Source organism: Pseudomonas oryziphila, assembly GCF_003940825.1.
Classification (GTDB): domain Bacteria; phylum Pseudomonadota; class Gammaproteobacteria; order Pseudomonadales; family Pseudomonadaceae; genus Aquipseudomonas; species Aquipseudomonas sichuanensis.
In genome coordinates, this window is record NZ_CP034338.1 from 4,704,457 (window position 1) to 4,728,166 (window position 23,710).

Below are 23,710 nucleotides of genomic sequence, written 5' to 3' on the forward strand. Positions count from 1 at the left end.
CCAGGCCAAGAATATGTAACACAATGCTACCCGCACGCGAATGACACACCTCAAGCCGTGCCATCTGGCCCGCAGCCGTGGCGCCAGCATCCTTGATACCGCATAATCGCCCCCACCCAGTCTTCAAGGAGCATCGGGGACGCCCGGCCAGGCCCGGCAGCCCCAGGCATTCAATGGCTTACACTCTCTACGGCATCAAAGCCTGCGACACCATGAAAAAGGCGCGTACCTGGCTCGAAGACAAGGCCATCGCCTACGAATTCCACGATTACAAAACCCAAGGCATCGACCGTGACAGCTTGAACCGCTGGTGCGACGAGCACGGCTGGGAAGTCATCCTCAACCGTGCCGGCACCACCTTCCGCAAGCTGGACGACGCCAGCAAGGCAGACCTCGACCAGGCCAAGGCCGTCGAGCTGATGCTGGCACAGCCGTCGATGATCAAACGCCCGGTGCTGGACCTTGGCGCGCGTACCCTGGTCGGCTTCAAGCCCGACCTGTACGCCGCTGCCCTGGCCTGAGCCCCTACCCTATTTCGCACGAGGTAATCACATGTCCAATACCCTGTTCAGCCTGGCCTTCGGTGTCGGCACCCAGAACCGCCAGGGCGCCTGGCTGGAAGTCTTCTACGCGCAGCCTTTGCTCAACCCATCCGCCGAGCTGGTCGCCGCCATCGCGCCGATCCTTGGCTATGAAGGTGGCAACCAGGCCATCGCCTTCAGCAACGCCCAGGCCGCGCAACTGGCCGAGGCCCTGAAAGGCGTCGATGCCGCCCAGGCCGCCCTGCTGACCCGCCTGGCCGAGAGCCACAAGCCGCTGGTCGCCACCGTGCTGGCCGAAGACGGTGCCCTGGCGTCCACCCCAGAGGCGTACCTCAAGCTGCACCTGCTGTCGCACCGCCTGGTCAAGCCACACGGTGTCTCGCTGGCCGGCATCTTCCCGCTGCTGCCGAACGTGGCCTGGACCAACCAGGGCGCGGTCGATCTGGCCGAGCTGGCCGAGCTGCAACTGGAAGCGCGCCTGAAGGGCGAACTGCTGGAAGTGTTCTCGGTGGACAAGTTCCCGAAGATGACCGACTACGTCGTGCCGGCCGGCGTGCGCATCGCCGATGCCGCCCGTGTGCGCCTGGGCGCCTACATCGGCGAAGCCACCACCATCATGCACGAAGGCTTCGTCAACTTTAACGCCGGCACCGAAGGCCCGGGCATGATCGAAGGCCGCGTCTCCGCTGGCGTATTCGTCGGCAAGGGCTCGGACCTGGGCGGCGGCTGCTCGACCATGGGCACCTTGTCCGGTGGCGGCAACATCGTCATCAAGGTCGGCGAAGGCTGCCTGATCGGCGCCAACGCCGGTATCGGCATCCCGCTGGGTGATCGCAACACCGTGGAAGCCGGCCTGTACATCACCGCCGGTACCAAGGTGAACCTGCTGGACGAGAACAACCAGCTGGTCAAGGTGGTCAAGGCCCGTGACCTGGCCGGCCAGACCGACCTGCTGTTCCGCCGCAATTCGCTCAACGGCGCAGTGGAGTGCAAAACCCACAAATCGGCCATCGAGCTGAACGAGGCGCTGCACGCCCACAACTGAGAACCTGCGAGTTCGAAGTGATAAGATCGGGGCTGGCCGCAAGGCCCGCCCCGATTTTTCATTCCAGGCCCCGCGAACATGTTCCAGCCCTCCCCCTGGCGTGCCGACTTCCCCGCCATTGCCGCCCTGCAACGCCAGCACCAGACCTACCTGGACAGCGCCGCCACCACGCAGAAGCCGCAGGCCCTGCTCGACGCCCTGAGCCACTATTACGGCCATGGCGCGGCCAACGTGCACCGTGCCCAGCACCTGCCGGGCGCCCTTGCCACCCAAGCCTTCGAAGCCAGCCGTGACAAAGCCTGCGCCTGGCTCAATGCCGCCGACTCACGGCAGATCGTCTTCACCCATGGCGCCACTTCAGCCCTGAACCTGCTGGCCTATGGCCTGGAGCACCGCTTCGAGGCCGGCGACGAGATTGCCGTCAGCGCCCTGGAACACCACGCCAACCTGCTGCCCTGGCAGCAGCTGGCGCAACGTCGTCAACTGCGCCTGGTGGTGTTGCCGGTGAATGAACACGGCCATGTCGATCTGGACCAGGCCCTGCAGTTGATCGGCCCACGGACTCGCCTGCTCGCCATCAGCCAACTGTCCAACGTGCTCGGCACCTGGCAACCCCTGGCCCCGCTGCTGGCGCACGCCCAGGCTCAGGGCGCGCTGACCGTGGTCGATGGCGCCCAGGGCGTGGTGCATGGCCGCCACGATGTGCAGCAACTGGGCTGCGACTTCTACGTGTTCTCCAGCCACAAACTGTACGGCCCCGACGGTGTCGGCGTGCTGTATGGCCGCCACCAGGCCCTGGCGCTGCTGCGCCACTGGCAGTTCGGTGGCGAAATGGTGCAACTGGCCGAGTACCAGAGCGCCAGTTTCCGCCCCGCGCCGCTGGGCTTCGAGGCCGGTACGCCGCCCATCGCCAGTGTGATCGCCCTGGGGGCTACCCTGGATTACCTGGCCAGCCTCGATGGCGAGGCCGTCGCCCGCCATGAAGCCGGTCTGCACCAGCAACTGCTGCGGGGCCTGGGGGATCGCGAAGGTATTCGCCTGCTGGGTTCACCACAGGCAGCGCTGGCCAGCTTCATCATCGAAGGTGTGCACAACGCCGACATCGCCCACCTGCTGACCGAACAGGGCATTGCCGTGCGTGCCGGGCATCATTGCGCCATGCCGTTGCTCAAGGGCATGGGGCTGGAGGGAGCGATCCGCGTATCGCTGGGGCTGTACAACGACAGCGATGACCTGCAGCGCTTCTTCGACGCGCTGGACCAAGGCCTGGGGCTGCTGCGATGAGCCTGTCGCCAGAAGCCAGCCAGGCGCTGGAGAGTTTCGAGCAGGCGCGCGGCTGGGAGCAGCGGGCAAGGCTGCTGATGCAGTGGGGGGATCGGCTGGAGGCGCTGGACGACAGTGAGAAAACCGAGGCCAACCGGGTGCATGGGTGCGAGAGCCTGGTGTGGCTGGTGGCCCTGCAGGAGGACGGCCAGTGGCGGTTCAAGGCCAGCAGCGATGCGCGGCTGTTACGCGGTTTGCTGGCGCTGTTGCTGGTCAGGGTACAGGGGCTGGCCAGTGATGAATTGGCCAAAGTGGCTCTGGGCGGCTGGTTCAGCCAACTGGGGCTGGAGCGCCAGCTGTCGCCATCGCGCAGCAATGGGTTGCATGCGGTGTTGCAGCGGATGGCTGAGCTCGCCTCCAACCGGTGAATCGGTGGCGCCTTCTTCGCAGGTAAACCCGCTCCCACAGGTTTTGCGCCGGCTTTGCGGCACGCACGCACCTGTGGGAGCGGGTTTACCCGCGAAGAAGCAAACGCCGCCTATTCTGCCTTGACCCGCTCCGCCGGCCGCCGCGCGCCGGCAACCAGCTTCTCCACCGCCTTGCTCGCCGCCACCATGCCGAACGTCGCGGTCACCATCATCACCGCGCCAAAACCGCCCGAACAATCCAAGCGTACGCCCTCACCGACGAAGCTCTTCTGCAGGCACACGCTGCCGTCGCCCTTGGGGTAGCGCAGCTGTTCGCTGGAGAACACGCAGGGCACCTGGTAATTGCGGCTGGTATTGCGCGAGAAGTTGTAGTCCCGGCGCAGGGTCGAGCGCACCCGCGAAGCCAGCGGGTCGTTGAAGGTCTTGTTCAGGTCGCCAACCTGGATGCGCGTCGGGTCGATCTGCCCTCCCGCGCCACCTGTGGTGATGATGGCGATCTTGCGCCGCTTGCACCAGGCAATCAGCGCGGCCTTGGCCATCACGCTGTCGATGCAGTCGATCACGCAATCCATCTGTTCGGTGATGTACTCGGCCATGGTCTCGCGGGTGACGAAGTCGGCCACCGCATGCACCGTGCAGGCCGGGTTGATCGCCCGCAGGCGTTCGGCCATCACCTCGACCTTGGACCGCCCCACCTGGCCGTCCAGGGCATGGGCCTGGCGGTTGGTGTTGCTGACGCAGACATCGTCGAGGTCGAACAGGCTGATCTCACCCACGCCGCTGCGTGCCAGGGCCTCGGCCGCCCACGAGCCCACCCCGCCGATGCCGACGATGGCCACATGGGCCTGGCGCAGGCGTTGCAGCCCGTCATCGCCGTACAGCCGGGCGACGCCGGCAAAGCGTGGATCTTCTGTGCTCATGTTCGTACCCCAGGCCAATACCTCGAAAATCGGCGCGCAGTATAAGCCAAGCGCCTGGATTAAGGGCTGCCGTTGGCAAGTGTCCTACCAAGCCTGCTTTAATGTCCTATCAGACAAAAAGATCTGGACGACAAACAGGCGGCCGCAGAACTTCATCCTCTGTTGAAAATCCAACGGATTGCCTTCTTCGGTAAGCGTAGGACCGACGCACCGGAGACACCGCCCCGCCCTCAGCTTCGGAACCTCGACCCCTTATGTCATCACGCAAATTCGGCCTCAACCTGGTGGTGGTCCTGGCCATCGCCGCGCTGTTCACCGGGTTCTGGGCGCTCATCAACCGCCCGGTGTCCGCCCCTGCCTGGCCGGAGCAGATCTCCGGCTTTTCCTATTCGCCGTTCCGCCTCGGTGAAAGTCCGCAAAAGGGCCAGTACCCGACCGAGGACGAGATTCGCCAGGATCTGGAACAGCTGAACAAGCTGACCGACAACATCCGCATCTATACCGTCGAAGGGACCCAGGCCGAGGTGCCGCGGCTGGCCGAGGAACTGGGGCTGCGGGTTACCCTGGGCATCTGGATCAGCAAGGACCTGGAGCGCAACGAGCGCGAGATCGAAAAAGCCATCGGCATTGCCAACACCTCCCGCAGCGTCGTGCGGGTGGTGGTGGGCAACGAAGCGCTGTTCCGCGAAGAGGTCACCCCCGAGGAACTGATCGCCTACCTCGACCGCGTGCGCAAGGCGGTGAAAGTGCCGGTGACCACCAGCGAGCAGTGGCACATCTGGAAGGAACACCCCGAACTTGCCAAGCATGTCGACCTGATCGCCGCGCACATCCTGCCCTACTGGGAGTTCGTGCCGATGAAGGACTCGGTGCAGTTCGTCCTCGACCGCGCCCGTGAGCTGCGCAAGCAGTTCCCGCGCAAGCCGCTGCTGCTCTCGGAGGTCGGCTGGCCGAGCAATGGCCGCATGCGCGGCGGCGCCGACGCCACCCAGGCCGACCAGGCCATCTACCTGCGCACCCTGGTCAATACCCTCAACCGCCGCGGCTACAACTACTTCGTCATCGAAGCCTACGACCAGCCGTGGAAAGCCAGCGACGAAGGCTCGGTGGGTGCGTACTGGGGCGTGTTCAACGCCGAGCGCCAGCAGAAGTTCAACTTCGAAGGCCCGATCGTCGCCATCCCGCAATGGCGCGCCCTGGCCGTGGCCTCGGTGGTACTGGCCATGATCGCCCTGATGGTGCTGTTCATCGACGGCTCGGCGCTGCGCCAGCGCGGCCGTACCTTCCTCACGTTCATTACCTTCCTGTGCGGGTCGGTGCTGGTGTGGATCGCCTACGACTACAGCCAGCAGTACAGCACCTGGTTCAGCATGACCGTGGGCGTGCTGCTGGCACTGGGTGCGCTGGGTGTGTTCATCGTGCTGCTGACCGAGGCCCATGAACTGGCCGAAGCCGTGTGGACGCACAAGCGCAGGCGCGAATTCCTGCCGGTGCACGCCGACAGCGCCTATCGCCCGAAAGTGTCGGTGCATGTGCCGTGCTACAACGAGCCGCCCGAGATGGTCAAACAGACCCTCGACGCCCTCGCCGCGCTGGACTACCCCGACTACGAAGTGCTGGTGATCGACAACAACACCAAGGACCCGGCCGTGTGGGAGCCGCTCAAGGCCCATTGTGAAAAGCTGGGCGAGCGCTTCAAGTTCTTCCACGTCGCGCCCCTGGCCGGCTTCAAGGGCGGCGCGCTCAACTACCTGATCCCGCACACCGCCAAGGACGCCGAGGTGATCGCAGTGATCGACTCGGACTACTGCGTCGATCGCAACTGGCTCAAGCACATGGTGCCGCACTTCGCCGACCCGAAGATCGCCGTGGTGCAGTCGCCCCAGGACTACCGCGACCAGCATGAAAGCGCCTTCAAGAAGCTGTGCTACAGCGAGTACAAGGGCTTCTTCCACATCGGCATGGTCACCCGCAACGACCGTGACGCGATCATCCAGCACGGCACCATGACCATGACCCGGCGCTCGGTGCTCGAAGAGCTGGGCTGGGCCGAATGGTGCATCTGCGAGGATGCCGAACTGGGCCTGCGGGTGTTCGAGAAGGGCCTGTCGGCCGCCTACGCCCACAACAGCTATGGCAAGGGCCTGATGCCCGATACCTTCATCGACTTCAAGAAGCAGCGTTTCCGCTGGGCCTACGGCGCCATCCAGATCATCAAGCACCATGCCAGCGCCCTGCTGCGCGGCAAGGACAGCGAACTGACCCGCGGCCAGCGCTATCACTTCCTGGCCGGGTGGCTGCCGTGGATCGCCGATGGCATGAACATCTTCTTCACCGTCGGCGCGCTGCTATGGTCGGCGGCGATGATCATCGTGCCGCACCGGGTCGACCCGCCACTGATGATGTTCGCCATCCCGCCGCTGGCGCTGTTCTTCTTCAAGGTCGGCAAGATCGTGTTCCTCTACCGCCGTGCGGTGGGGGTGAACCTCAAGGATGCCTTCGCAGCCGCCCTGGCGGGCCTGGCGCTGTCGCACACCATCGCCAAGGCGGTGCTGTACGGCTTCTTCACCAGCAGCATGCCGTTCTTCCGCACGCCTAAGAACGCCGACAGCCATGGCCTGCTGGTGGCCATCTCGGAAGCGCGGGAAGAACTGTTCATCATGCTCCTGCTGTGGGGCGCAGCCGGCGGCATCTACCTGGTGCAGGGCCTGCCGAGCTCGGACATGCGCTTCTGGGTGGCCATGCTGCTGGTGCAATCGCTGCCGTATCTGGCGGCGCTGATCATGGCCTTCCTGTCTTCGCTGCCCAAGCCCGCCGAGGCCAGCGAACCGGCCACCGCCGGCCAGGCCTGAGCCTGAGGCGCCGATACCGTTGCGCGGTATCGGCGCCAGCGCTTACAGGTACACCACCTCCATCGTCCCCTCACCGTCAAAGGCGATATCGTCGCTGGTATCCAGCGATTCGGTCGGCGCCACCACCACCTGCACCATCAAGGTCGCGGTGAGATCGCGGATCGGCACCGGCCCGGCAGTGCTGCCGAGGGTGTCGCTGAACCCCAGCAGCAAGTCGTTGCTGCCGATCCGGTCCACCTGCAGGTCGGCCGCATGCCAACCGCGCCCGCCGGTAGTGGAGTCGGTGATATACACCTGGGTCAGCGCATCGGCCTGGATGCGCCTGGGGTCGAACTGCACCTCGTACAAGCCGATGCGGTTGCCGCGCTTATCCAGCCCCAGGCCGTAATAGATGCCACTGTTCACCAGGGCGCTGCCGTCGCGGTTGTCGCGCATGCGCAGGGCAAAGCGGGTGGCCGCGTCGCAGCTGATGCTCAGGCCGATGGGGCGGGGCTTGAGCATCGTGCGCTGGGTCTTGCTCAAGTCCTGCACCGAGATCCGGCCGAAATCCACCACCCCGCCGCTGGTCAGTGCCGGCGTACAAGAGGCGGGAGTCACACTGCCGCGCACGTTCAGCTCGATGGTCGATTGGGCATGAGCCCAGGGTGCGATCAGCAGGGCCAGCATCGTCAGGGCTTGGGGTTTCATGGTGTTCGCTTCCTATGAGTCGTGGTGCCTAGAGATAGATGATTTCAAGGGTCGCGGCACCATCGATGGGTGCCTCCTCGTTCAGGCTCAGGGCGCCGGCCGCCGGCAGGAACAGCTCCACCGCGAGGCTGGCGTTGAGTTGGCTCATCGCCGTGGGGCCTGCCTGGCGGGCGTTGCCTTGGGCGAAGCCGAGCAGGCGGCGATCAGGTGCCAGGTAGGCCGGGCCACTGGGCGAAAGCCATTGCAGCGCGCCGAACGGGGCCTGCAGCGCCGATACCGAAGCCCCGTCAGCCAGCACACTGTCGAACGACACCGCATAGGCACCCAGCGCCTGCCCCGCACGGGTCCGGCCCACACCGAACAGCAGCGTGGGGTCGACCAGCCCCGGGAAGTGCCGCACGCTGGCTGACCGGTTGTCACGGGCACTCAAGGCAAAACGGGTTGGCGCATCGCAATGCACGCTCAGCGATACGCTGCGCTGCCAGCGGCTGCCGGCCTCCTGCAGCAGTTGCCGGGCAGGAATACGGCCAAAATCCACCACCCCGCCATTGCCCAGTTGCGGGGTACAGGCTATGGGTGCGATGGCCGCCATTACATCCAGGTGGCCCTTGCCGCCAGCGGCTTCAACCTGGCCTGCAGCGCGCAGCGACAGCGCATCGGTCAGGCCCAGCATCGCCGGCAAGCCCCAGCCCTTCACCTCCAGGCGGGCGCTGAACACCCGCCCTGGCAAGGCCTGCCCGGCACGCAGGGGCGCCAGCCAGGTTTGCGGCAGCCAGTCCAGCGCCCTGCCACTGGCCTGCGGCGCCTGCCCGGGCGCGCTGAACCGCCCCACTTCCACGTGGGCGCCATCGAGCAGCGCCTGGTCCAGACGCACGGCGAAACTGCCCTGGTCGCCGAGGGCGAATCTTGTACCGTTGTGCTGCGCAGCACGGAAGAACAGCGACAAGTCCTGAGCCTGTGCGCAGGTCACCGTCAGGCCAACACTGCGCGTGCCCAATTCGAGCTCTTGCGCATGCTTGATGAGGGTGGTGCGGTTGAAGCGGCCGAAATCCGCCTGGGGCTGGCTGAGGCTTACCTGGCAATCATCGGCCTGGCCGACCGTTGGTAACAGGCCGGCAGCGGCGAGCAATGCCGGGATGAAACAGCGAAACGAGCGCATGGCTGGCTCCATCAAGGGATGCGGCACAGGGCCGTGGTGGATTCGAAATAGGCGTCCAGATCCGCTTGCTGCGCCAAGCTGAACTGCAGTTCGCACGCAGGGCCATCGACCGGGTTGACCCAAAGCCGTCGGGCCTCCTGCAGGCCATGGACAAACACCAGCCCGCCCTCCTGTACCAGCGTGACGAACTGCCCCTCGCCATCGGTGACCATCGCCCCGCCCGGCAAGGGCTCGCCGGCCTGATCGCGGGCCTGCAGCAGTGCCCGGCGCGTGCTGGTCACGCGAAAATCGATGCGTGGCACTGCGCCGCGCCCGGCCTGGACCAACTCGACAGCGTTGTCCAGGTCGACGTTGCGCGGCAACGAACGTGGCTGCACTTCCACGGTGCTGCTGCCATAGGGGGTCAGTTGCGCCACCAACGCCTGGCCATCGCCGTCGGTCCACGTCGGCCCGGCCGGCGTATCGAGCTTCACCCCGGACAACTGGCCCACCGACACCAGGGCAAAGGTGTCCTGCACCGCGTAGGGCGAGAAAGTGATGCCTTCGCCGTGCATCGCCACACCGCCGCGCATGCCCAGGCCGATACTGCGGTTGCCCTTGCCGTAGCCGGCGTAGTTGACGTCCACCTGGGTGTAGCGTGGCAAGGCCGACAGGCCGGCATTCAGGTCCACCAGCCGGTCGCGGCTGTCACGCTCGGCGCCCAGGCGGTAGCTCAGGGTGTCACTGACCCGTTCCTGCATCGACAGGCCCAGACGGCTGTCGCCACCGCTCTCGCGCAGCGAAGCGCGCAAGCGTCGTTCACGCCCCAACGGCATGCTCACACTGACGTAGGCGGCATTGCCCAGGTTGCTGCTGCCCCCCAGGTTCCATTCCATGCTGGCCGACAACGACACCTCTGCGAAACGCCGCCCCCAGGAGGCATAGGCGCGGCTGGATTCACTGCCGTCATGCAGCGCAGCCCGGGAAAAACCGCCGCTGAGGCTGCCGACCCAGGGCTGGGCCCAGGATACGCCGAAGCTGTACTGGTGCTTGAAGCGGCTCGCTACGAAGGCATCGTCGTCACGGGCAAAGCTGTCCAGCAGGTCACGGTAGCCTTGAGTCTGCTGGGTATAAGCACCATTGATGGCCCACTGCGGGGTCAGTTGCTGGGAAAACGATACCTGGCTCTGCAGCCCCCGCGAGTCCGACTCATGTGCTCTGGCCGCCTGGACCATCCACTGCACCTGCGAGCCCAACCAAGGCTGCAGGCCCACACCCAGGCCTGCCGCCTCGTATTCGCTGGCCATCAGCACGCCGCTGCTCAGGGTGGTGACCGGGCTCAGGCCCTGGGTCCAGCCTGCGCTGAGCACCCAAGGGTCGGCGGCGACATCGGCGTTTTCCCGCACACGCCCCAGGCCCAGGTTGAAACCCGGGGCAGGTATGTCCAAGGCCACCATGGCCGCCGGCACCGTGAAGCTGCGCTGCATGCCATCGGCTTCGATCACCGTCACTTCAAGGTCGGTGAGACGGTCCAGGTGCGGCAGATCGCCCAACGCGAAGGGGCCGGCGGGCACCACGGTCGAGTAGATCAGCGCGCCTGCCTGACGTACCTCGACCCGTGCCTGGCTCTGTGCGATGCCTTCGATGGCAGCCCGCCGCGTGGGGCCGTCCAGAGCCTGCTCGGTGCTCAGTTGCAGGCCATCGACCCGTGCACCGGCCAGCACCGGGTTGACCAGGTTGATCTGCCCGGCCTGGAACACCGTGCCCAGTTCGGCGAAGGTGCGCTGAGCATAGGCATCGAGGAACTCGCTACGGCGCATGCCATCCACGGCGGTGTGAATCTGGTGACTGCGCACCACCCAGTCGCCGGCGTTGAAACCCAGTTCGGTGCTGGCCGACCAGTAATCGCTGTTACGCCCTTCGAAGCGGTTACGCAGGCCCGAAAGCTCGTAGTTGAAAATGCCGGCCATGCCGCCGGTGTGGTAGGCCGACAGGTCCTGACGCGTCTCGACCGGACGCAGGGCCTGGGTTGGCACCACCAAGCTGGCCCGCGCGGCCTGTGGATCCAGGTTGACCTGCGCCTGGCGGTACTGGCCAAGAAAGTTCTGACAGGCGTCAGGGTCTACACCCTCGCCTGCGGGCGACAGCAGTCCTGCGGCATCCAGCAGACGCTGATCGAAACACAGTTGCCCATCGCTGGAAAACCGCGCCTCGACCCGCCCGCGGGGCTTGTCGTTAACGCTCAGGCTGATCCGATGGCTGCCCGGAGTGAAGCGCGCCGTCTCACCCAGATAGGCCGCCAGCGCCGGGTCGATGCCGCGCAGCCGCAGCACTTCGGCATCGAACGCCACAGGCTCGGCAGCCATCGTTTCGCCCGCCACGAAAACCATCAGCCCAAGCCAGGCAATTGGCCGCCCCATCTCAGGCACCACCGGCCTGCACAGCGGCTTCATGGGCATCCACCGCAAAACCGTAGACCGTCGCCGGGAACGAGCGAACCGTCACCGGTGCACCTTGCAAGGCACCATCGGTTTCGACGTCCAGTGTGTCGCCTGGCAGTACGTAGCTGCGCCCCAGGCGGGCCGCCTGGCCGCTGGGCAGCAAACGCAGCTCCTGGGCCAGACGTACCACGTAGGGCGAGCCGTTGTGCACGCTTAGCTTGCCGTCGACCAGGCGCCACTGCAGCTCGACCCACGGCGTGCGGTTCAGCGCCAGCCCCTTGGGATGGATGATCACCGGCAGGTTCTGGCGCAGGCTGACACCGACTTTGGCCACGCCCTGCGCCTTGGCATCGGCTGACTGCGGGATGCCTTCGAAGATCACCCGTTTCAGGCGCTGAGTGACCAGCGGCTTGTCGCCACGCAGGATGAAACGCACCAGTTGCTCCTTGCCGGCATCCACTCGCCACACCGGCTGCGACAGAAACAGCAAGGGCTCGGTGTCTTCGGGCAGATCCTGCAAGGTGACGTGCAGCAACGCCGTGCTGCTGTCGCTGTTACGCACCTTGATGGAGGCTTCGCCGTCTTCTTCCTTGACGATGACCACAGAGGTTTCGGGGATCATGCCGTCCGCCCAGGCAGGCAAGGACGCGGATACGGCCAGCAGACTGACCAACAGCGGGTGGGACAGACAACGCGGGATGAATGGCACGGCTAACTCCAGGCGTGACCCGGCCGCCCGTGGGCAACCGGGTGAAATAGGGGGGGGTGAAAAAAAGGGCCCTCGCCCTGCCGTCTTGCTGCGGCTCAGGGACTGCCAGGGCCTTACAGGTAGGCCACCTCGAGGGTGGCTGCACCGTCGATGGGCACCTCGTCGGTCAGTGTCAGCGACTCACCTGGCGCCAGATGCATGTCCACTTCGATCAGTGCGTTCAGCGAGCGGGCCGCCGACGGCTCCAGGCTCCCGACCGTGGCAAAGCCGATCAAACCGGCGCCACCATCGTTGGGCAACGGGCTGTCCGCGGTAGGCACCAGTTGCCAGCTGGCGCCGTTGTCGGCACTTCTCAACCTGGCGACCTGGGTGCTGCCATCTAGCGTGAGCCCCTCGGACTTGAACAACACGAAGTAGGTACCCACTTTCTGCGTGCCATGCAGGCCCACGCCGAAATGCCGATCATGCACAGGCCACTGCGCCGAGCCTGCGCGCCCGTCGATACCGCGCAAGGCGAAGCGGGTAGGTGCCAGGCAGGTGATCGACAAGCGCTGACGAGCCGACACGAACTGCGTACGGTGTACCGGGTGCAGTTCGATCGAGCCGATCTTGCCGTATTCGAAGCTGCCATCGCCGCTGAGTGAAGGCACGCAGGCAGCCGGGGTGATCAGGCCGGTGACATTGATCACTGCCGAGGACTGGGCGAACGAGGTCGGTGCCATGGCAGCGCAGAGCACCAGCAGCAAGTAAGTGGGTTTCATGTGGACGCTTTCCCTGAGCTGCGGCAGACGGTCAGAGGCAGACGAGGATCGCTCCTCGTCTGCCCAGAGGTCACAGGTAGGTCACCTCGATGCTGGCGGCGCCATCGATGTTGATGTCGTCGGTCAGGGTGAGGTCGCTGCCCTTGACGATGTTCATCGTGACCTGCAGGTCAGCCGCCAGCGTACCGATTGGCGCAGGCTCGGTAGCGCCTTGCCGCCCAAAGCCCAGCAACACTCGAGCGATGTCACGGTTGATCAGGTAGCTGACCTGGTCGCTGCGGGGAATCCAGCTTGCACCGCCGTTGACCGAGATCATGCGCTGAACGTCGGTATTGCCATCAGCCGTGATCCCGGCGGCCTGCAGACCCATCATGAAGCCGCCGATCTTCTCGGTACCGTTCAACCCCAGGCCAAAATACGAACTGTTCGCAACATGCGCCGTACCGGAACGGTTATCAACGCCATCAATCGCGAAGCGAGTAGGTGCACTGCAGGCGACGGTCAGACGCTGGAACTCGGACTTGAAGCTGGTGATCTTGTCCTGGTTGAGGTCCTGCGCGGAGATCTTGCCGAAATCGAAGCTGCCCGCACCGCTCAGCGAAGGGGTACAGGCTGCCGGAGTGATCATGCCGGTAACGCTGACATCGGTGGAGGAAGCCGCCAGGGCAGAAGTACTGCCGAGCAGGGTTGCGCACAGAGCAAGCAGAGGAGCGTATTTGTTCATTGTGTAGTCCGATCAAGCGGGTCAAGGGAAGATGTTTGATGCAGGGCCCATGGTAGGGACCCGGCTCTTGGCCACATCACTGGCAATTTCCCAGCGACTTTGAGAAATCTCCTGCCGGAGCGTCATCTTTTCCCAAGCTCCGGTTCCCAGCCGTCCCACAGATCCGACGCTTTTTGCTTTAGACTATCGCCCCTCAATGCCCGCCTTGCCTTGCCTTCGGAGTTCCCCCATGACGGCCCCCGCCGAGCTTTCGCCTACCCTGCAACTGGCCTGCGACCTGATCCGCCGCCCCTCGGTCACCCCGGTCGACGCCGACTGCCAGGCGCAAATGATGAACCGCCTGGGCGCCGTTGGCTTCATGCTCGAGCCCATGCGCTTCGAGGACGTCGACAATTTCTGGGCCACCCACGGTACCCAGGACGGCCCGGTGCTGTGCTTCGCCGGCCACACCGACGTAGTGCCTACCGGCCCGGTGCAGCAATGGCAGCATGAGCCGTTCGAGGCGCTGATCGATGCCGACGGCATGCTCTGCGGCCGTGGCGCCGCCGACATGAAAGGCAGCCTGGCCTCGATGGTGGTGGCCAGCGAACGCTTCGTGCAGGACTACCCGAACCACCGTGGCAAGGTCGCCTTCCTGATCACCAGCGACGAAGAAGGCCCGGCGCACCACGGCACCAAGGCCGTGGTCGAGCTGCTCAAGGCGCGCAACGAGCGCCTGGACTGGTGCATCGTCGGCGAACCGTCGAGCACCACCCTGCTCGGCGATGTGGTCAAGAACGGCCGCCGTGGCTCCCTCGGCGCCAAGCTGACCATCCGCGGCAAGCAAGGCCACGTGGCCTACCCGCACCTGGCGCGCAATCCGATCCACCTGGCCGCACCGGCCCTGGCGGAACTGGCGGCCGAGCACTGGGACGAGGGCAACGCGTTCTTCCCGCCGACCAGCTTCCAGATCTCCAACCTCAACTCGGGCACCGGTGCCACCAACGTGGTGCCGGGCGAACTGACCGCGCTGTTCAACTTCCGTTTCTCCACCGAGTCGACCGTCGAAGGCCTGCAACAGCGCGTCGCGGCGATCCTCGACAAGCATCAGCTGGAGTGGTCGATCGACTGGGCGCTGTCGGGCCTGCCGTTCCTCACCGAGCCGGGCGAGCTGCTCGACGCGGTCGCTTCGAGCATCAAGACGGTCACCGGCCGCGAAACCCAGCCGTCCACCAGCGGTGGCACCTCCGATGGCCGCTTCATCGCCACCATGGGCACCCAGGTGGTCGAGCTCGGCCCGGTCAACGCCACCATTCACCAGGTGGACGAGCGCATCCTGGCCAGCGACCTCGAGCTGCTGACCGAGATCTACTACCAGACCCTGGTGCGGTTGCTCGCCTGATGCTCGCCTGCCCACTCTGCCAGGCGCCCCTGGCGCGGCTCGACAACGGCGTGGCCTGCCCCGCCGGCCACCGTTTCGACCGTGCCCGCCAGGGCTACCTGAACCTGCTGCCGGTGCAGCACAAGAACAGTCGCGACCCCGGCGACAACCAGGCCATGGTCGAAGCCCGCCGCGGCTTCCTCGACGCCGGCCACTATGCACCGGTGGCCCGCCGCCTGGCGCAACTGGCCGCCGAGCGCCAGCCAGGCACCTGGCTGGACATCGGCTGCGGCGAGGGTTACTACACCGCCCTGCTGGCCGAGGCGCTGCCACAGGCCGAGGGTTACGCCCTGGACATCTCCCGCGAGGCGGTCAAGCGTGCCTGCCGGCGTGCCCCGCAAGTCACCTGGATGGTCGCCAGCATGGCCCGCGTGCCCCTGCAGGACGCCAGCTGCGGCTTCATCGCCAGCGTGTTCAGCCCGCTCGACTGGGACGAGGCTCGGCGCCTGCTGGCCCCCGGCGGCGGCCTGATGCGGGTCGGCCCGACCAGCGGCCACCTGATGGAACTGCGCGAGGTGCTCTACGATGAAGTGCGCCCCTACGCCGATGACAAGCACCTGGCCCTGGTCCCCGAGGGCATGGCCCACGCCCACGGTGAAGTGCTCGAATTCCGCCTGAGCCTGGCCGAGCCCCAGGCCCGCGCCGACCTGCTGGCCATGACCCCGCACGGCTGGCGCGCCAGCGCCGAGAAACGCGCCAAGGTGATCGACCAGCCCGAGCCGTTCGAGGTCACGGTTTCCATGCGTTATGACTATTTCGTGCGCCAAGCCTGAGCACACCCCGGAGCCCCTTATGCGCCAACCCGATATCGAGATTTACCTGAAGGACGCCGACGTCGATCACAAGCAGATCGCCGCCTGGCTGGCCGAGGCCTTGGGCCCGTGCAGCGAATGGAAGCAGAAAGGCCAGACCTTCAAGTGCATGGCCGGTAACATTCCGGTCACCTGGTTACCGAAGGCTGTGGGGAAATGGAACAGCCTGCTGCTGGAAAGCGACCAGACCCCATGGGCCGATGACATCGCCTGCGCCCACGCGGCATTCGCCGCGCTCAACGTCGAAGTACGTTGTGCACCAGGTAGCTGGACAGAGGAACAAGGGGAAGAAGATGCCGATCGCTGGATCCGCATCAGCGCCGACGGTGAAGAGGAAATCACCTGGCGCACACACTGAAGCTGCAAGCTACGAGTTGCAAGCTTCTAGTTCGATCGCATCAGGCTGCAAGCTCCACGGACAGCTTGCAGCTTGAAGCTTACCGCTTGCGGCGGCGGTCAGAGACCGACGACGTCTTCAGCCTGCAGGCCTTTCTGGCCCTGCACGAGTGCGTACTCCACCTGCTGCCCTTCGACCAGGGTGCGATGCCCCTCACCGCGGATAGCCCGATAGTGGACGAACACATCCGCACCACCGTCGCGCTGAATGAAGCCATAACCTTTGGCATCGTTGAACCACTTCACATTCCCAGTCTCACGAGACGACATCTGCACTACTCCGGATTTTTATTTTGAAGATCGCCTTGCTGGCATGGGCTCACCGCCCCTGCCGTCGCAGCTTGCTCAAATAGTAAGCAAGCGGCAGGCCGAGTATATGACAGGGAACAAAAAAAATTCATTACAGCCCTGATTTTTGCCGATTTTTGCTGAACTTACGCAGATACGGCAGACTAACGTCCTGAAAAACACCGAAACATCTCACCCAGGGCACCTACCCCATGACCCGTTCCCCCCTGCGCCGCCTGATCTTCGGCGCCCTGCGCCGCGTGCTGTACCTATGGGTGCGCTCCGAGACCATCAACCAGTCTTCGCTGACCCTCAAGCTCGACCGCAGCCGCCCGGTGTTCTACGCCCTGCCCTCGCCCTCGCTGACCGACCTGGCCGTGATCGACCACGAATGCACCAAAGCGGGGCTGCCACGCCCGGTCTTGCCGGTGGCGGTCGGCCCGCTGCAGGAGCCTGCCGGGTTCTTCTACCTGACCCCCGACCCGGACTGGCTCGGCCGCCACGACAAACGTGGCGCGCCACCGACCCTGGAGCGCCTGGTCGCGGCGATCAGCCAGCATGCCGAGGAGGACGCGCAGATCATCCCGGTCAGCGTGTTCTGGGGCCAGACCCCGTCCAGCGAGTCGAGCCCCTGGAAACTGCTGTTCGCCGATAGCTGGGCGGTCACCGGGCGCCTGCGCCGGCTGCTGAGCATCCTCATTCTGGGGCGCAAGACCCGGGTGCAGTTCTCCGCGCCTATCCACCTGCGCGAGCTGGTGGGCCACAACAAAGGCCATGAGCGCACCGTACGCATGGCCCAACGGCTGATGCGCGTGCACTTTCGCAATCTCAAGACCGCGGTGATCGGCCCGGACATCTCGCACCGTCGCAACCTGGTCAAGGGCCTGGTGCACGACCCACTGGTGCGCCAGGCCATCAGCGACGAAGCCGAGCGCGAGAAGATCCCCTACGCCAAGGCAGAGGCCAAGGCACTGCACTACGGCAACGAAATCGCCTCGGACTACACCTACACCGCGATCCGCTTCCTCGAAGTGGTGCTCAGCTGGTTCTGGAACAAGATCTACGACGGCATCAAGGTCAACCATATCGAGCAGGTGCAGGGCATCGCCCCGGGCCACGAAGTGATCTACGTGCCCTGCCACCGCAGCCACATCGACTACCTGCTGCTGTCCTACCTGCTGTTCCGCAATGGCCTGACACCACCGCACATCGCCGCCGGCATCAACCTCAACATGCCGGTGATCGGCGGCCTGCTGCGCCGCGGCGGTGCCTTCTTCATGCGCCGCACCTTCAAGGGCAACCCGCTGTACACCGCGGTATTCAACGAATACCTGCACACCCTGTTCACCAAGGGTTTCCCGGTGGAGTATTTCGTCGAGGGCGGGCGTTCGCGCACCGGCCGTATGCTGCAGCCACGCACCGGCATGCTGGCGATCACCCTGCGCAGTTTCCTGCGCTCGTCGCGTACGCCGATCGTGTTCGTGCCGGTGTACATCGGCTATGAGCGGGTGCTGGAAGGCCGCACCTACCTGGGTGAACTGCGTGGCGCGAGCAAAAAGAAAGAGTCGATCTTCGACATCTTCAAGGTCTTCGGTGCCCTCAGGCAGCGCTTTGGCCAGGTGTACGTCAACTTCGGCGAACCGATCCGCCTGGCCGGTTTCCTCGACCAGCAGCAGCCCGGTTGGCGCGAGCAGTCACTGGCCCCGCAGTTCCGCCCGGACTGGCTCAACGACACCACCACGCGCCTGGGCGAAACCGTGGCCCGACACCTCAACGAAGCGGCGGCGGTCAACCCGGTCAACCTTGTAGCCCTGGCGCTGCTGTCGACCAGCCGCATGGCCCTCGATGAGCGCGCCCTGACCCGTGTGCTCGACCTGTACCTGGCCTTACTGCGCCAGGTGCCCTACTCGCCCCACACCACCTTGCCCGAGGGCGACGGCAATGCGCTGATCAAGCATGTGCTGGGCATGGACCTGCTGGCCGAGCAGAAGGACGCGCTGGGCCGCATCCTGTATCTGGACGAAGCCAACGCGGTGCTGATGACCTACTACCGCAACAACGTCCTGCACATCTTCGCCCTGCCAGCGCTGCTGGCGAGCTTCTTCCTCAGCAGCTCGCGCATGAGCCGCGAGCTGGTTGGGCAGTACGTGAAGGCGTTGTACCCGTACCTGCAGGCCGAGCTGTTCCTGCGTTGGGCGCCCGAGCAACTGGACGAGGTCATCGACCAGTGGCTGGCGGCGCTGGTCGAGCAAGGCCTGCTGCGCTTCGAGAACGGCGTGTACCTGCGCCCGGCCCCCAGCTCGCGGCAGTTCGTGCTGCTGACGCTGCTGGCGCGCACCATCACTCAGACCCTGCAGCGCTTCTACATGGCCACCTCGTTGCTGCTCAACAGCGGGCAGCACACGCTGACTGCCGAAGAACTGGAGGAGCTTTGCGTGATGATGGCCCAGCGCCTGTCGATCCTGCATGGGCTCAACGCCCCGGAGTTCTTCGACAAGACCCTGTTCCGCCACTTTATCCAGACCTTGGTGCGCGAAGGGGTGCTACGCCCCGACAGCAACGGCAAGCTGGGTTACCACGACAAACTGGCCGAACTGGCCGAAGGCGTGGCCAAGCGTGTGCTGTCGGCGGAGTTGCGTTTGTCGATTCGCCAGGTGGCGCTGCACCGCGATGAAACACCGGAGCCTGCGCCCTCCGAGTGAACTGGCCTTGGTGCGCCCGGGGCCGCTTCGCAGCCCATCGCCGGCAAGCCGGCTCCCACAGGAGTCATCGCTCCCCTGTGGGAGCCGGCTTGCCGGCGATGGGGCGCACAGCGGCCCCATACCGAAAGCCGCATGCCAGGCAAAAATCCGCTAAAGTCCCCGGTGTTGGCCACAAGCCAGCGCCATGTACACCGGAGATACCATGAAAAAGCTCTTCACCCTGTGCTGCGCCACCCTGCTTGCAGCGTGCTCCAGCAACACCCCGTCGAACCACGCCAGCCTCGATGGCGAAGTTTTCTACCTGCAGCGCATCGCCCTGCCGCCCGCCGCCACCCTGAACGTGGCCCTGCAGGACGTGTCGCTGATGGACGCACCGGCGGTCACCCTGGCCAGCCAGAATGGCCCGGTCAAAGGCAACGTGCCGCTGCCCTTCCACCTGACCTACGACCCGGCCCAGATCAAGCCCGGCCACCGCTACGCGGTGAGTGCGCGCATCGAACTGGACGGCAAGCTGCTGTTCATCAACACCGAACACCACGGCGTGATGCTCGACGGCAGCGACCAGCAGCCGGTGCGGATCAAGGTCGACCCGGTCCGCTGAGCCCCCGCCCCACATTGCCCATAAGGAAATATCCATGATCCGCACCTCCCTGCGCTTCACCACCCTGTGTGCCGGCGTGCTGCTGTCGGCCAGTGCCATGGCCCTGTCGCTGGGCGACCTGTCGCAAAGTGACGCCAGCGGCGGCCTGAAGGACGCCCTCACCCAAGGCACGCAGATCGCTGTCAAGCAACTGAGCACCCCAGGCGGCTTCAGCAACAACCCCGACGTGCGCATCGAGCTGCCAGGCAACCTCGGCAAGGCCGCCAAGGCCATGAAGATGTTCGGCAAGGGTGATCAGGTGGAAGCCCTGGAAGCCGGCATGAACAAGGCTGCCGAGGCGGCCGTGCCGCAGGCCCAGGCGATCCTCGTGGATGCGGTGAAGAAGATGACCGTGACCGATGCCAAGGGCATCCTCAGCGGTGGTCAGGACTCGGCTACCCAGTACCTGAACAAGAGCAGCCGCGAGCAGATCCGCGCCAAGTTCCTGCCGATCGTCAAGCAGGCCACCGACAAGGTCGGCCTGGCCCAGCAGTACAACAGCTTCGCCGGGCAGGCCAAGGGCCTGGGGCTGATCAAGGATGACGCCAACATCGAGAACTACGTGACCGAGAAGGCGCTGGACGGTCTGTTCGAAATGATCGGCAAACAGGAAGAAAGCATTCGCCAGAACCCGGCCGGGGCTGCTACCAGCCTGGCCAAGAAGGTGTTCGGCGCGCTGTGATTCTGATCTGAAATCCTCAGGGCTGCTGCGCAGCCCGTTCGCGGCACAAGGCCGCTCCTACAGGGGTCACACTCACCTGTGGGAGCGGCTTTAACCGCAAACACCGGCATAGCCGGTGCCATTCACCGCGTCGTCTGCTTCGCGGCTAAAGCCGCTCCCACAGGGCCGCGCTATCACAGCCCCCTGCGTGACTCATTCCTTCCTCACCCTGAACCACGCCGCATACAACGCCGGCAGGAACAGCAGCGTCAGTACCGTGGCCACGATCAAACCACCCATGATCGCCACCGCCATCGGCCCGTAGAACACACTGCGCGACAACGGAATCATCGCCAGCACCGCCGCCAGCGCGGTCAGCACGATCGGCCGGAAGCGCCGCACCGTGGCCTCGATGATCGCCTGCCAGCGCTCCATCCCGGCGGCAATGTCCTGCTCGATCTGGTCCACCAGGATCACTGAGTTGCGCATGATCATGCCCGCCAGGGCGATGGTGCCGAGCATCGCGACGAAACCGAACGGCTGGCGGAACACCAGCAGGAACAAGGTCACGCCGATCAGCCCCAAAGGCGCGGTGAGGAACACCATGAACATCCGCGAGAAGCTGCGCAGCTGGATCATCAACAGGCTCAACACCACCACGATGAACAGCGGCATGCCGGCATTCACCGAACGCTGGCCACGCTCGGAGTCCTCCACCGTGCCGCCGACTTCCAGCAGATAGCCGTCCGGCAGTTCCGCCTTGATCTGCTGCAGGGTCGGCTGGATCTGTTTCACCAGCGTGGCCGGCTGTTCCTTGTCGTAGATGTCGGCACGCACGGTCACCGTCGGCAGGCGATTGCGGTGCCAGATGATGCCTTCCTCGAAGCCATATTCCAGCGTGGCCACCTGCGACAGCGCCACACTCGGACCGTTGTCGGTGGGCAGCGCCAGGCTGCCGAGGTTGCCCAACTCACGGCGTTCTTCAGGGGTGCCGCGCAAGAGGATCTCGATCAGTTCATTGTCTTCACGGTACTGGCTGACGGTGCTGCCGGTCAGCGAACTCTGCAGGAAACTCGACAAGTGCGCGGTGCTCACCCCCAGGGCGCGGGCGCGGTCCTGGTCGATGTCCAGGTACACCGCCTTGCTCGGCTCCTCCCAGTCCAGGTGGACGTTGACCACATGGGGGTTCTCGCGCACCTTGGCCGCCACCTCGCGGGCCAGGGCACGGACCTTCTCGATGTGCTCGCCGGTGATGCGGAACTGCACCGGGTAGCCCACGGGCGGGCCGTTTTCCAGGCGGGTGACCCGCGAGCGCAGGTCGGGGAATTGCTCATCGAGGGTTGCGATCAGCCAGCTGCGCAGGCGCTCACGGTCTTCCAGCGATTTGGCCAGCACCACGAACTGGGCGAAGCTCGCGGCCGGCAGTTGCTGGTCCAGGGGCAGATAGAAGCGTGGCGAGCCGGTGCCGACATAGGCCACATAGTTGTCGATGCCGTCCTGCTGCTTGAGCAGCACTTCCAGCTGTTTGACCCGCTCGGCGGTGTTGTTCAGCGAAGCACCTTCGGCCAGCTTCAGGTCGACCATCAGCTCTGGCCGGCCGGAGGCCGGGAAGAACTGCTGGGGCACGAAGCGGAACAGCAGGATGCTGCCGACGAATGCCGCGATGGTCAGCAATATGACTGTCTTGCGCCGCCGCACGCACCACTCCACCACCCGCCGCACGCGCTGGTAGAACGGCGTGGCGTAGGGGTCGGGCGCATGCCCGTCGCTGCCATGGCGCGTCGCATGCAGCTTGGCCAGGTCCGGCAGCAGGCGTTCGCCCAGGTACGGCACGAACACCACCGCCGCTACCCACGAGGTCAGCAGGGCGATGGTCACCACCTGGAAGATCGAGCGGGTGTACTCGCCGGTGCTCGACGCCGCCGTGGCGATCGGCAGGAAGCCCGCTGCCGTGATCAGGGTGCCGGTGAGCATCGGGAAGGCCGTGCTGGTCCAGGCGTAACTGGCCGCCTTGAGCCGGTCGTAGCCCTGCTCCATCTTGATCGCCATCATCTCCACGGCAATGATCGCGTCGTCCACCAGCAGGCCCAGCGCCAGCACCAGCGCGCCCAGCGAAATCTTATGCAGGCCGATGCCGAAGTAGTGCATCAGGGCGAAGGTCATGGCCAGCACCAGGGGGATCGCCAGGGCCACCACCAGCCCGGTGCGCAGGCCCAGGGAGAAGAAGCTCACCAGCAGGACGATGGCCAGCGCCTCGACCAGCACCTGGACGAACTCGCCGACGCCGGCTTTCACCGCCGCCGGCTGGTCGGACACCTTGCGCAACTGCATGCCTGCCGGCAGCCCTTCGGCCAGGCGGGCGAACTCGCCCTCCAGGGCCTTGCCCAGCACCAGGATGTCACCGCCGTCCTTCATCGACACGGCAAGGCCGATGGCGTCCTCGCCCATGAAGCGCATGCGCGGCGCGGGCGGGTCGTTGAAGCCACGCTGAACCTCGGCGACGTCACCGATGCGGAAGGTGCGGTCGCCCACGCGGATGGGGAACTGGCGGATCTGCTCGACACTGTCGAAACGCCCGCTGACCCGCAGTTGCAGGCGCTCGCTGGGGGTCTCGAAGAAGCCGGCGGTACTCACCGCGTTCTGCTCGCGCAGTGCCTGCTGCACCGCGGCCAGCGGCACACCCAGGGTGGCCAGCTTGACGTTGGACAGCTCGATCCAGATTTTCTCGTCCTGCAGGCCGATCAGCTCGACCTTGCCGACATCCTTCACCCGCTGCAGCTGGATCTGGATACGGTCGGCGTAGTCCTTGAGCACCGCGTAGTCGAAGCCCTCACCGGTCAGCGCGTAGATGTTGCCGAAGGTGGTGCCGAACTCATCGTTGAAGAACGGCCCCTGGGCCTCGGGCGGCAGGGTGTGCTTGATGTCCGCGACTTTTTTGCGGATCTGGTACCACAGCTCGGGGATGTCCTTGGAGTGCAGCGAATCGCGGGCCATGAAGGTGACCTGGGACTCACCTGGCCGGGAGAACGAGACGATCTTCTCGTACTCGCCGGTCTCCATCAGCTTCTTCTCGATGCGCTCGGTGACCTGGCGCGACACTTCTTCGGCAGTCGCCCCCGGCCACAAGGTGCGGATGACCATGGCCTTGAAGGTGAAGGGCGGATCTTCGCTCTGCCCGAGCTTGGTGTAGGACATGGCGCCAATAGCCGCCAGCAGGATCATCAGGAACAGTACGATCTGGCGATTGCGCAGCGCCCAGGCGGAAAGGTTGAAACCCATCG

At 65.3% G+C, this 23,710-nt stretch carries 20 protein-coding genes; 11 read left to right on the plus strand and 9 right to left on the minus strand.

From position 1 onward, the window contains the following. Nucleotides 1-173: 173 nt before the first annotated feature. From EJA05_RS22075 to EJA05_RS22090, 4 genes are all read left to right on the plus strand, one after another. Nucleotides 174-521, plus strand: coding sequence for an ArsC family reductase (locus EJA05_RS22075; protein WP_125465221.1), 348 nt, complete (start codon nt 174-176; stop codon nt 519-521). A 31-nt stretch (nt 522-552) separates the two neighbouring features. Then, a complete protein-coding gene (gene dapD, locus EJA05_RS22080) occupies nt 553-1,587 on the plus strand; it encodes a 2,3,4,5-tetrahydropyridine-2,6-dicarboxylate N-succinyltransferase (RefSeq protein ID WP_125465222.1) in 1,035 nt (344 codons plus the stop codon). Nucleotides 1,588-1,665: 78 nt separating this feature from the next. Continuing rightward, nucleotides 1,666-2,871: an aminotransferase class V-fold PLP-dependent enzyme gene (locus tag EJA05_RS22085; protein WP_125859914.1), complete on the plus strand. Its 1,206-nt coding sequence runs from the start codon at nt 1,666-1,668 to the stop codon at nt 2,869-2,871. Beyond that, nucleotides 2,868-3,278 carry a SufE family protein gene (locus EJA05_RS22090; RefSeq protein ID WP_125859916.1) on the plus strand — a complete coding sequence of 137 codons (411 nt, stop codon included), beginning with the start codon at nt 2,868-2,870 and terminating at the stop codon, nt 3,276-3,278. Before EJA05_RS22085 ends, EJA05_RS22090 begins: the two co-directional genes overlap by 4 nt. A gap of 110 nt (nt 3,279-3,388) precedes the next feature. Here the strand turns inward: EJA05_RS22090 and tcdA are convergent, their stop codons facing one another. Beyond that, complete coding sequence (tcdA, locus tag EJA05_RS22095; protein ID WP_125859918.1) at nt 3,389-4,198, minus strand: tRNA cyclic N6-threonylcarbamoyladenosine(37) synthase TcdA; 810 nt, start codon at nt 4,196-4,198, stop codon at nt 3,389-3,391. A 254-nt stretch (nt 4,199-4,452) separates the two neighbouring features. On the opposite strand from tcdA, the gene EJA05_RS22100 reads away from it, so the two are divergent. Continuing rightward, the gene (locus tag EJA05_RS22100; protein WP_125859920.1) at nt 4,453-7,050 is read left to right on the plus strand and encodes a glycosyltransferase; all 2,598 of its coding nucleotides are present in this window, start codon (nt 4,453-4,455) and stop codon (nt 7,048-7,050) included. Nucleotides 7,051-7,092: 42 nt separating this feature from the next. Here EJA05_RS22100 and EJA05_RS22105 read toward each other — a convergent pair whose 3' ends face one another. From EJA05_RS22105 to EJA05_RS22130, 6 genes are all read right to left on the minus strand, one after another. After that, the gene (locus EJA05_RS22105) at nt 7,093-7,737 is read right to left on the minus strand and encodes a DUF1120 domain-containing protein (protein WP_125859922.1); all 645 of its coding nucleotides are present in this window, start codon (nt 7,735-7,737) and stop codon (nt 7,093-7,095) included. Nucleotides 7,738-7,765: 28 nt separating this feature from the next. Beyond that, nucleotides 7,766-8,896, minus strand: coding sequence for a DUF1120 domain-containing protein (locus EJA05_RS22110; protein WP_190306017.1), 1,131 nt, complete (start codon nt 8,894-8,896; stop codon nt 7,766-7,768). 11 nt (nt 8,897-8,907) lie between these two features. Next, on the minus strand, nt 8,908-11,241 hold the full coding sequence (locus EJA05_RS22115; RefSeq protein WP_223811867.1) for a fimbria/pilus outer membrane usher protein: 2,334 nt from the start codon (nt 11,239-11,241) through the stop codon (nt 8,908-8,910). Between the two features lie 55 nt (nt 11,242-11,296). Beyond that, a complete protein-coding gene (locus tag EJA05_RS22120) occupies nt 11,297-12,025 on the minus strand; it encodes a fimbria/pilus chaperone family protein (protein WP_223811868.1) in 729 nt (242 codons plus the stop codon). Nucleotides 12,026-12,138: 113 nt separating this feature from the next. After that, nucleotides 12,139-12,786, minus strand: a complete 648-nt coding sequence (locus EJA05_RS22125) for a DUF1120 domain-containing protein (protein WP_125859926.1) — start codon at nt 12,784-12,786, stop codon at nt 12,139-12,141. A 70-nt stretch (nt 12,787-12,856) separates the two neighbouring features. Then, on the minus strand, nt 12,857-13,510 hold the full coding sequence (locus EJA05_RS22130) for a DUF1120 domain-containing protein (protein ID WP_125859928.1): 654 nt from the start codon (nt 13,508-13,510) through the stop codon (nt 12,857-12,859). Nucleotides 13,511-13,739: 229 nt separating this feature from the next. Here EJA05_RS22130 and dapE point away from each other — a divergent pair, with 229 nt between their 5' ends. From dapE to EJA05_RS22145, 3 genes are read left to right on the plus strand one after another with little or no spacing between them, the layout of a single operon-like run. After that, nucleotides 13,740-14,891, plus strand: a complete 1,152-nt coding sequence (gene dapE / locus EJA05_RS22135; RefSeq protein WP_125859930.1) for a succinyl-diaminopimelate desuccinylase — start codon at nt 13,740-13,742, stop codon at nt 14,889-14,891. Then, entirely contained in the window at nt 14,891-15,703 is an 813-nt protein-coding gene (locus EJA05_RS22140) for a putative RNA methyltransferase (protein ID WP_125859932.1), read from the plus strand. The genes dapE and EJA05_RS22140 overlap by 1 nt, the downstream gene beginning before the upstream one ends. A gap of 19 nt (nt 15,704-15,722) precedes the next feature. After that, complete coding sequence (locus tag EJA05_RS22145; protein ID WP_125465232.1) at nt 15,723-16,100, plus strand: hypothetical protein; 378 nt, start codon at nt 15,723-15,725, stop codon at nt 16,098-16,100. A 98-nt stretch (nt 16,101-16,198) separates the two neighbouring features. Here EJA05_RS22145 and EJA05_RS22150 read toward each other — a convergent pair whose 3' ends face one another. Beyond that, nucleotides 16,199-16,408, minus strand: a complete 210-nt coding sequence (locus tag EJA05_RS22150; protein ID WP_110992443.1) for a cold-shock protein — start codon at nt 16,406-16,408, stop codon at nt 16,199-16,201. A 230-nt stretch (nt 16,409-16,638) separates the two neighbouring features. On the opposite strand from EJA05_RS22150, the gene plsB reads away from it, so the two are divergent. From plsB to EJA05_RS22165, 3 genes are all read left to right on the plus strand, one after another. Next, nucleotides 16,639-19,128: a glycerol-3-phosphate 1-O-acyltransferase PlsB gene (gene plsB / locus EJA05_RS22155; protein WP_125859934.1), complete on the plus strand. Its 2,490-nt coding sequence runs from the start codon at nt 16,639-16,641 to the stop codon at nt 19,126-19,128. A gap of 202 nt (nt 19,129-19,330) precedes the next feature. After that, on the plus strand, nt 19,331-19,729 hold the full coding sequence (locus EJA05_RS22160; RefSeq protein ID WP_110992445.1) for a YbaY family lipoprotein: 399 nt from the start codon (nt 19,331-19,333) through the stop codon (nt 19,727-19,729). Between the two features lie 34 nt (nt 19,730-19,763). Further along, nucleotides 19,764-20,450, plus strand: a complete 687-nt coding sequence (locus EJA05_RS22165; protein WP_125465235.1) for a DUF4197 domain-containing protein — start codon at nt 19,764-19,766, stop codon at nt 20,448-20,450. A 192-nt stretch (nt 20,451-20,642) separates the two neighbouring features. On the opposite strand, the gene EJA05_RS22175 is transcribed toward EJA05_RS22165, so the two are convergent. Next, nucleotides 20,643-23,708 carry an efflux RND transporter permease subunit gene (locus EJA05_RS22175; RefSeq protein ID WP_125859936.1) on the minus strand — a complete coding sequence of 1,022 codons (3,066 nt, stop codon included), beginning with the start codon at nt 23,706-23,708 and terminating at the stop codon, nt 20,643-20,645. Between the last annotated feature and the right edge of the window lie 2 nt (nt 23,709-23,710).

Excerpts from the sequence above, each read along its gene's own strand:
- EJA05_RS22175 (WP_125859936.1), bottom strand. The coding sequence starts at position 23,708 with ATGGGTTTCAACCTTTCCGCCTGGGCGCTGCGCAATCGCCAGATCGTA.
- EJA05_RS22145 (WP_125465232.1), top strand. The coding sequence starts at position 15,723 with ATGCGCCAACCCGATATCGAGATTTACCTGAAGGACGCCGACGTCGAT.
- EJA05_RS22160 (WP_110992445.1), top strand. The coding sequence starts at position 19,331 with ATGAAAAAGCTCTTCACCCTGTGCTGCGCCACCCTGCTTGCAGCGTGC.
- EJA05_RS22140 (WP_125859932.1), top strand. The coding sequence starts at position 14,891 with ATGCTCGCCTGCCCACTCTGCCAGGCGCCCCTGGCGCGGCTCGACAAC.
- EJA05_RS22125 (WP_125859926.1), bottom strand. The coding sequence starts at position 12,786 with ATGAAACCCACTTACTTGCTGCTGGTGCTCTGCGCTGCCATGGCACCG.
- plsB (WP_125859934.1), top strand. The coding sequence starts at position 16,639 with ATGACCCGTTCCCCCCTGCGCCGCCTGATCTTCGGCGCCCTGCGCCGC.
- EJA05_RS22130 (WP_125859928.1), bottom strand. The coding sequence starts at position 13,510 with ATGAACAAATACGCTCCTCTGCTTGCTCTGTGCGCAACCCTGCTCGGC.
- dapD (WP_125465222.1), top strand. The coding sequence starts at position 553 with ATGTCCAATACCCTGTTCAGCCTGGCCTTCGGTGTCGGCACCCAGAAC.
- tcdA (WP_125859918.1), bottom strand. The coding sequence starts at position 4,198 with ATGAGCACAGAAGATCCACGCTTTGCCGGCGTCGCCCGGCTGTACGGC.
- EJA05_RS22165 (WP_125465235.1), top strand. The coding sequence starts at position 19,764 with ATGATCCGCACCTCCCTGCGCTTCACCACCCTGTGTGCCGGCGTGCTG.
- EJA05_RS22090 (WP_125859916.1), top strand. The coding sequence starts at position 2,868 with ATGAGCCTGTCGCCAGAAGCCAGCCAGGCGCTGGAGAGTTTCGAGCAG.
- EJA05_RS22150 (WP_110992443.1), bottom strand. The coding sequence starts at position 16,408 with ATGTCGTCTCGTGAGACTGGGAATGTGAAGTGGTTCAACGATGCCAAA.
- dapE (WP_125859930.1), top strand. The coding sequence starts at position 13,740 with ATGACGGCCCCCGCCGAGCTTTCGCCTACCCTGCAACTGGCCTGCGAC.
- EJA05_RS22115 (WP_223811867.1), bottom strand. The coding sequence starts at position 11,241 with ATGGCTGCCGAGCCTGTGGCGTTCGATGCCGAAGTGCTGCGGCTGCGC.
- EJA05_RS22100 (WP_125859920.1), top strand. The coding sequence starts at position 4,453 with ATGTCATCACGCAAATTCGGCCTCAACCTGGTGGTGGTCCTGGCCATC.
- EJA05_RS22085 (WP_125859914.1), top strand. The coding sequence starts at position 1,666 with ATGTTCCAGCCCTCCCCCTGGCGTGCCGACTTCCCCGCCATTGCCGCC.
- EJA05_RS22105 (WP_125859922.1), bottom strand. The coding sequence starts at position 7,737 with ATGAAACCCCAAGCCCTGACGATGCTGGCCCTGCTGATCGCACCCTGG.
- EJA05_RS22075 (WP_125465221.1), top strand. The coding sequence starts at position 174 with ATGGCTTACACTCTCTACGGCATCAAAGCCTGCGACACCATGAAAAAG.
- EJA05_RS22110 (WP_190306017.1), bottom strand. The coding sequence starts at position 8,896 with ATGCGCTCGTTTCGCTGTTTCATCCCGGCATTGCTCGCCGCTGCCGGC.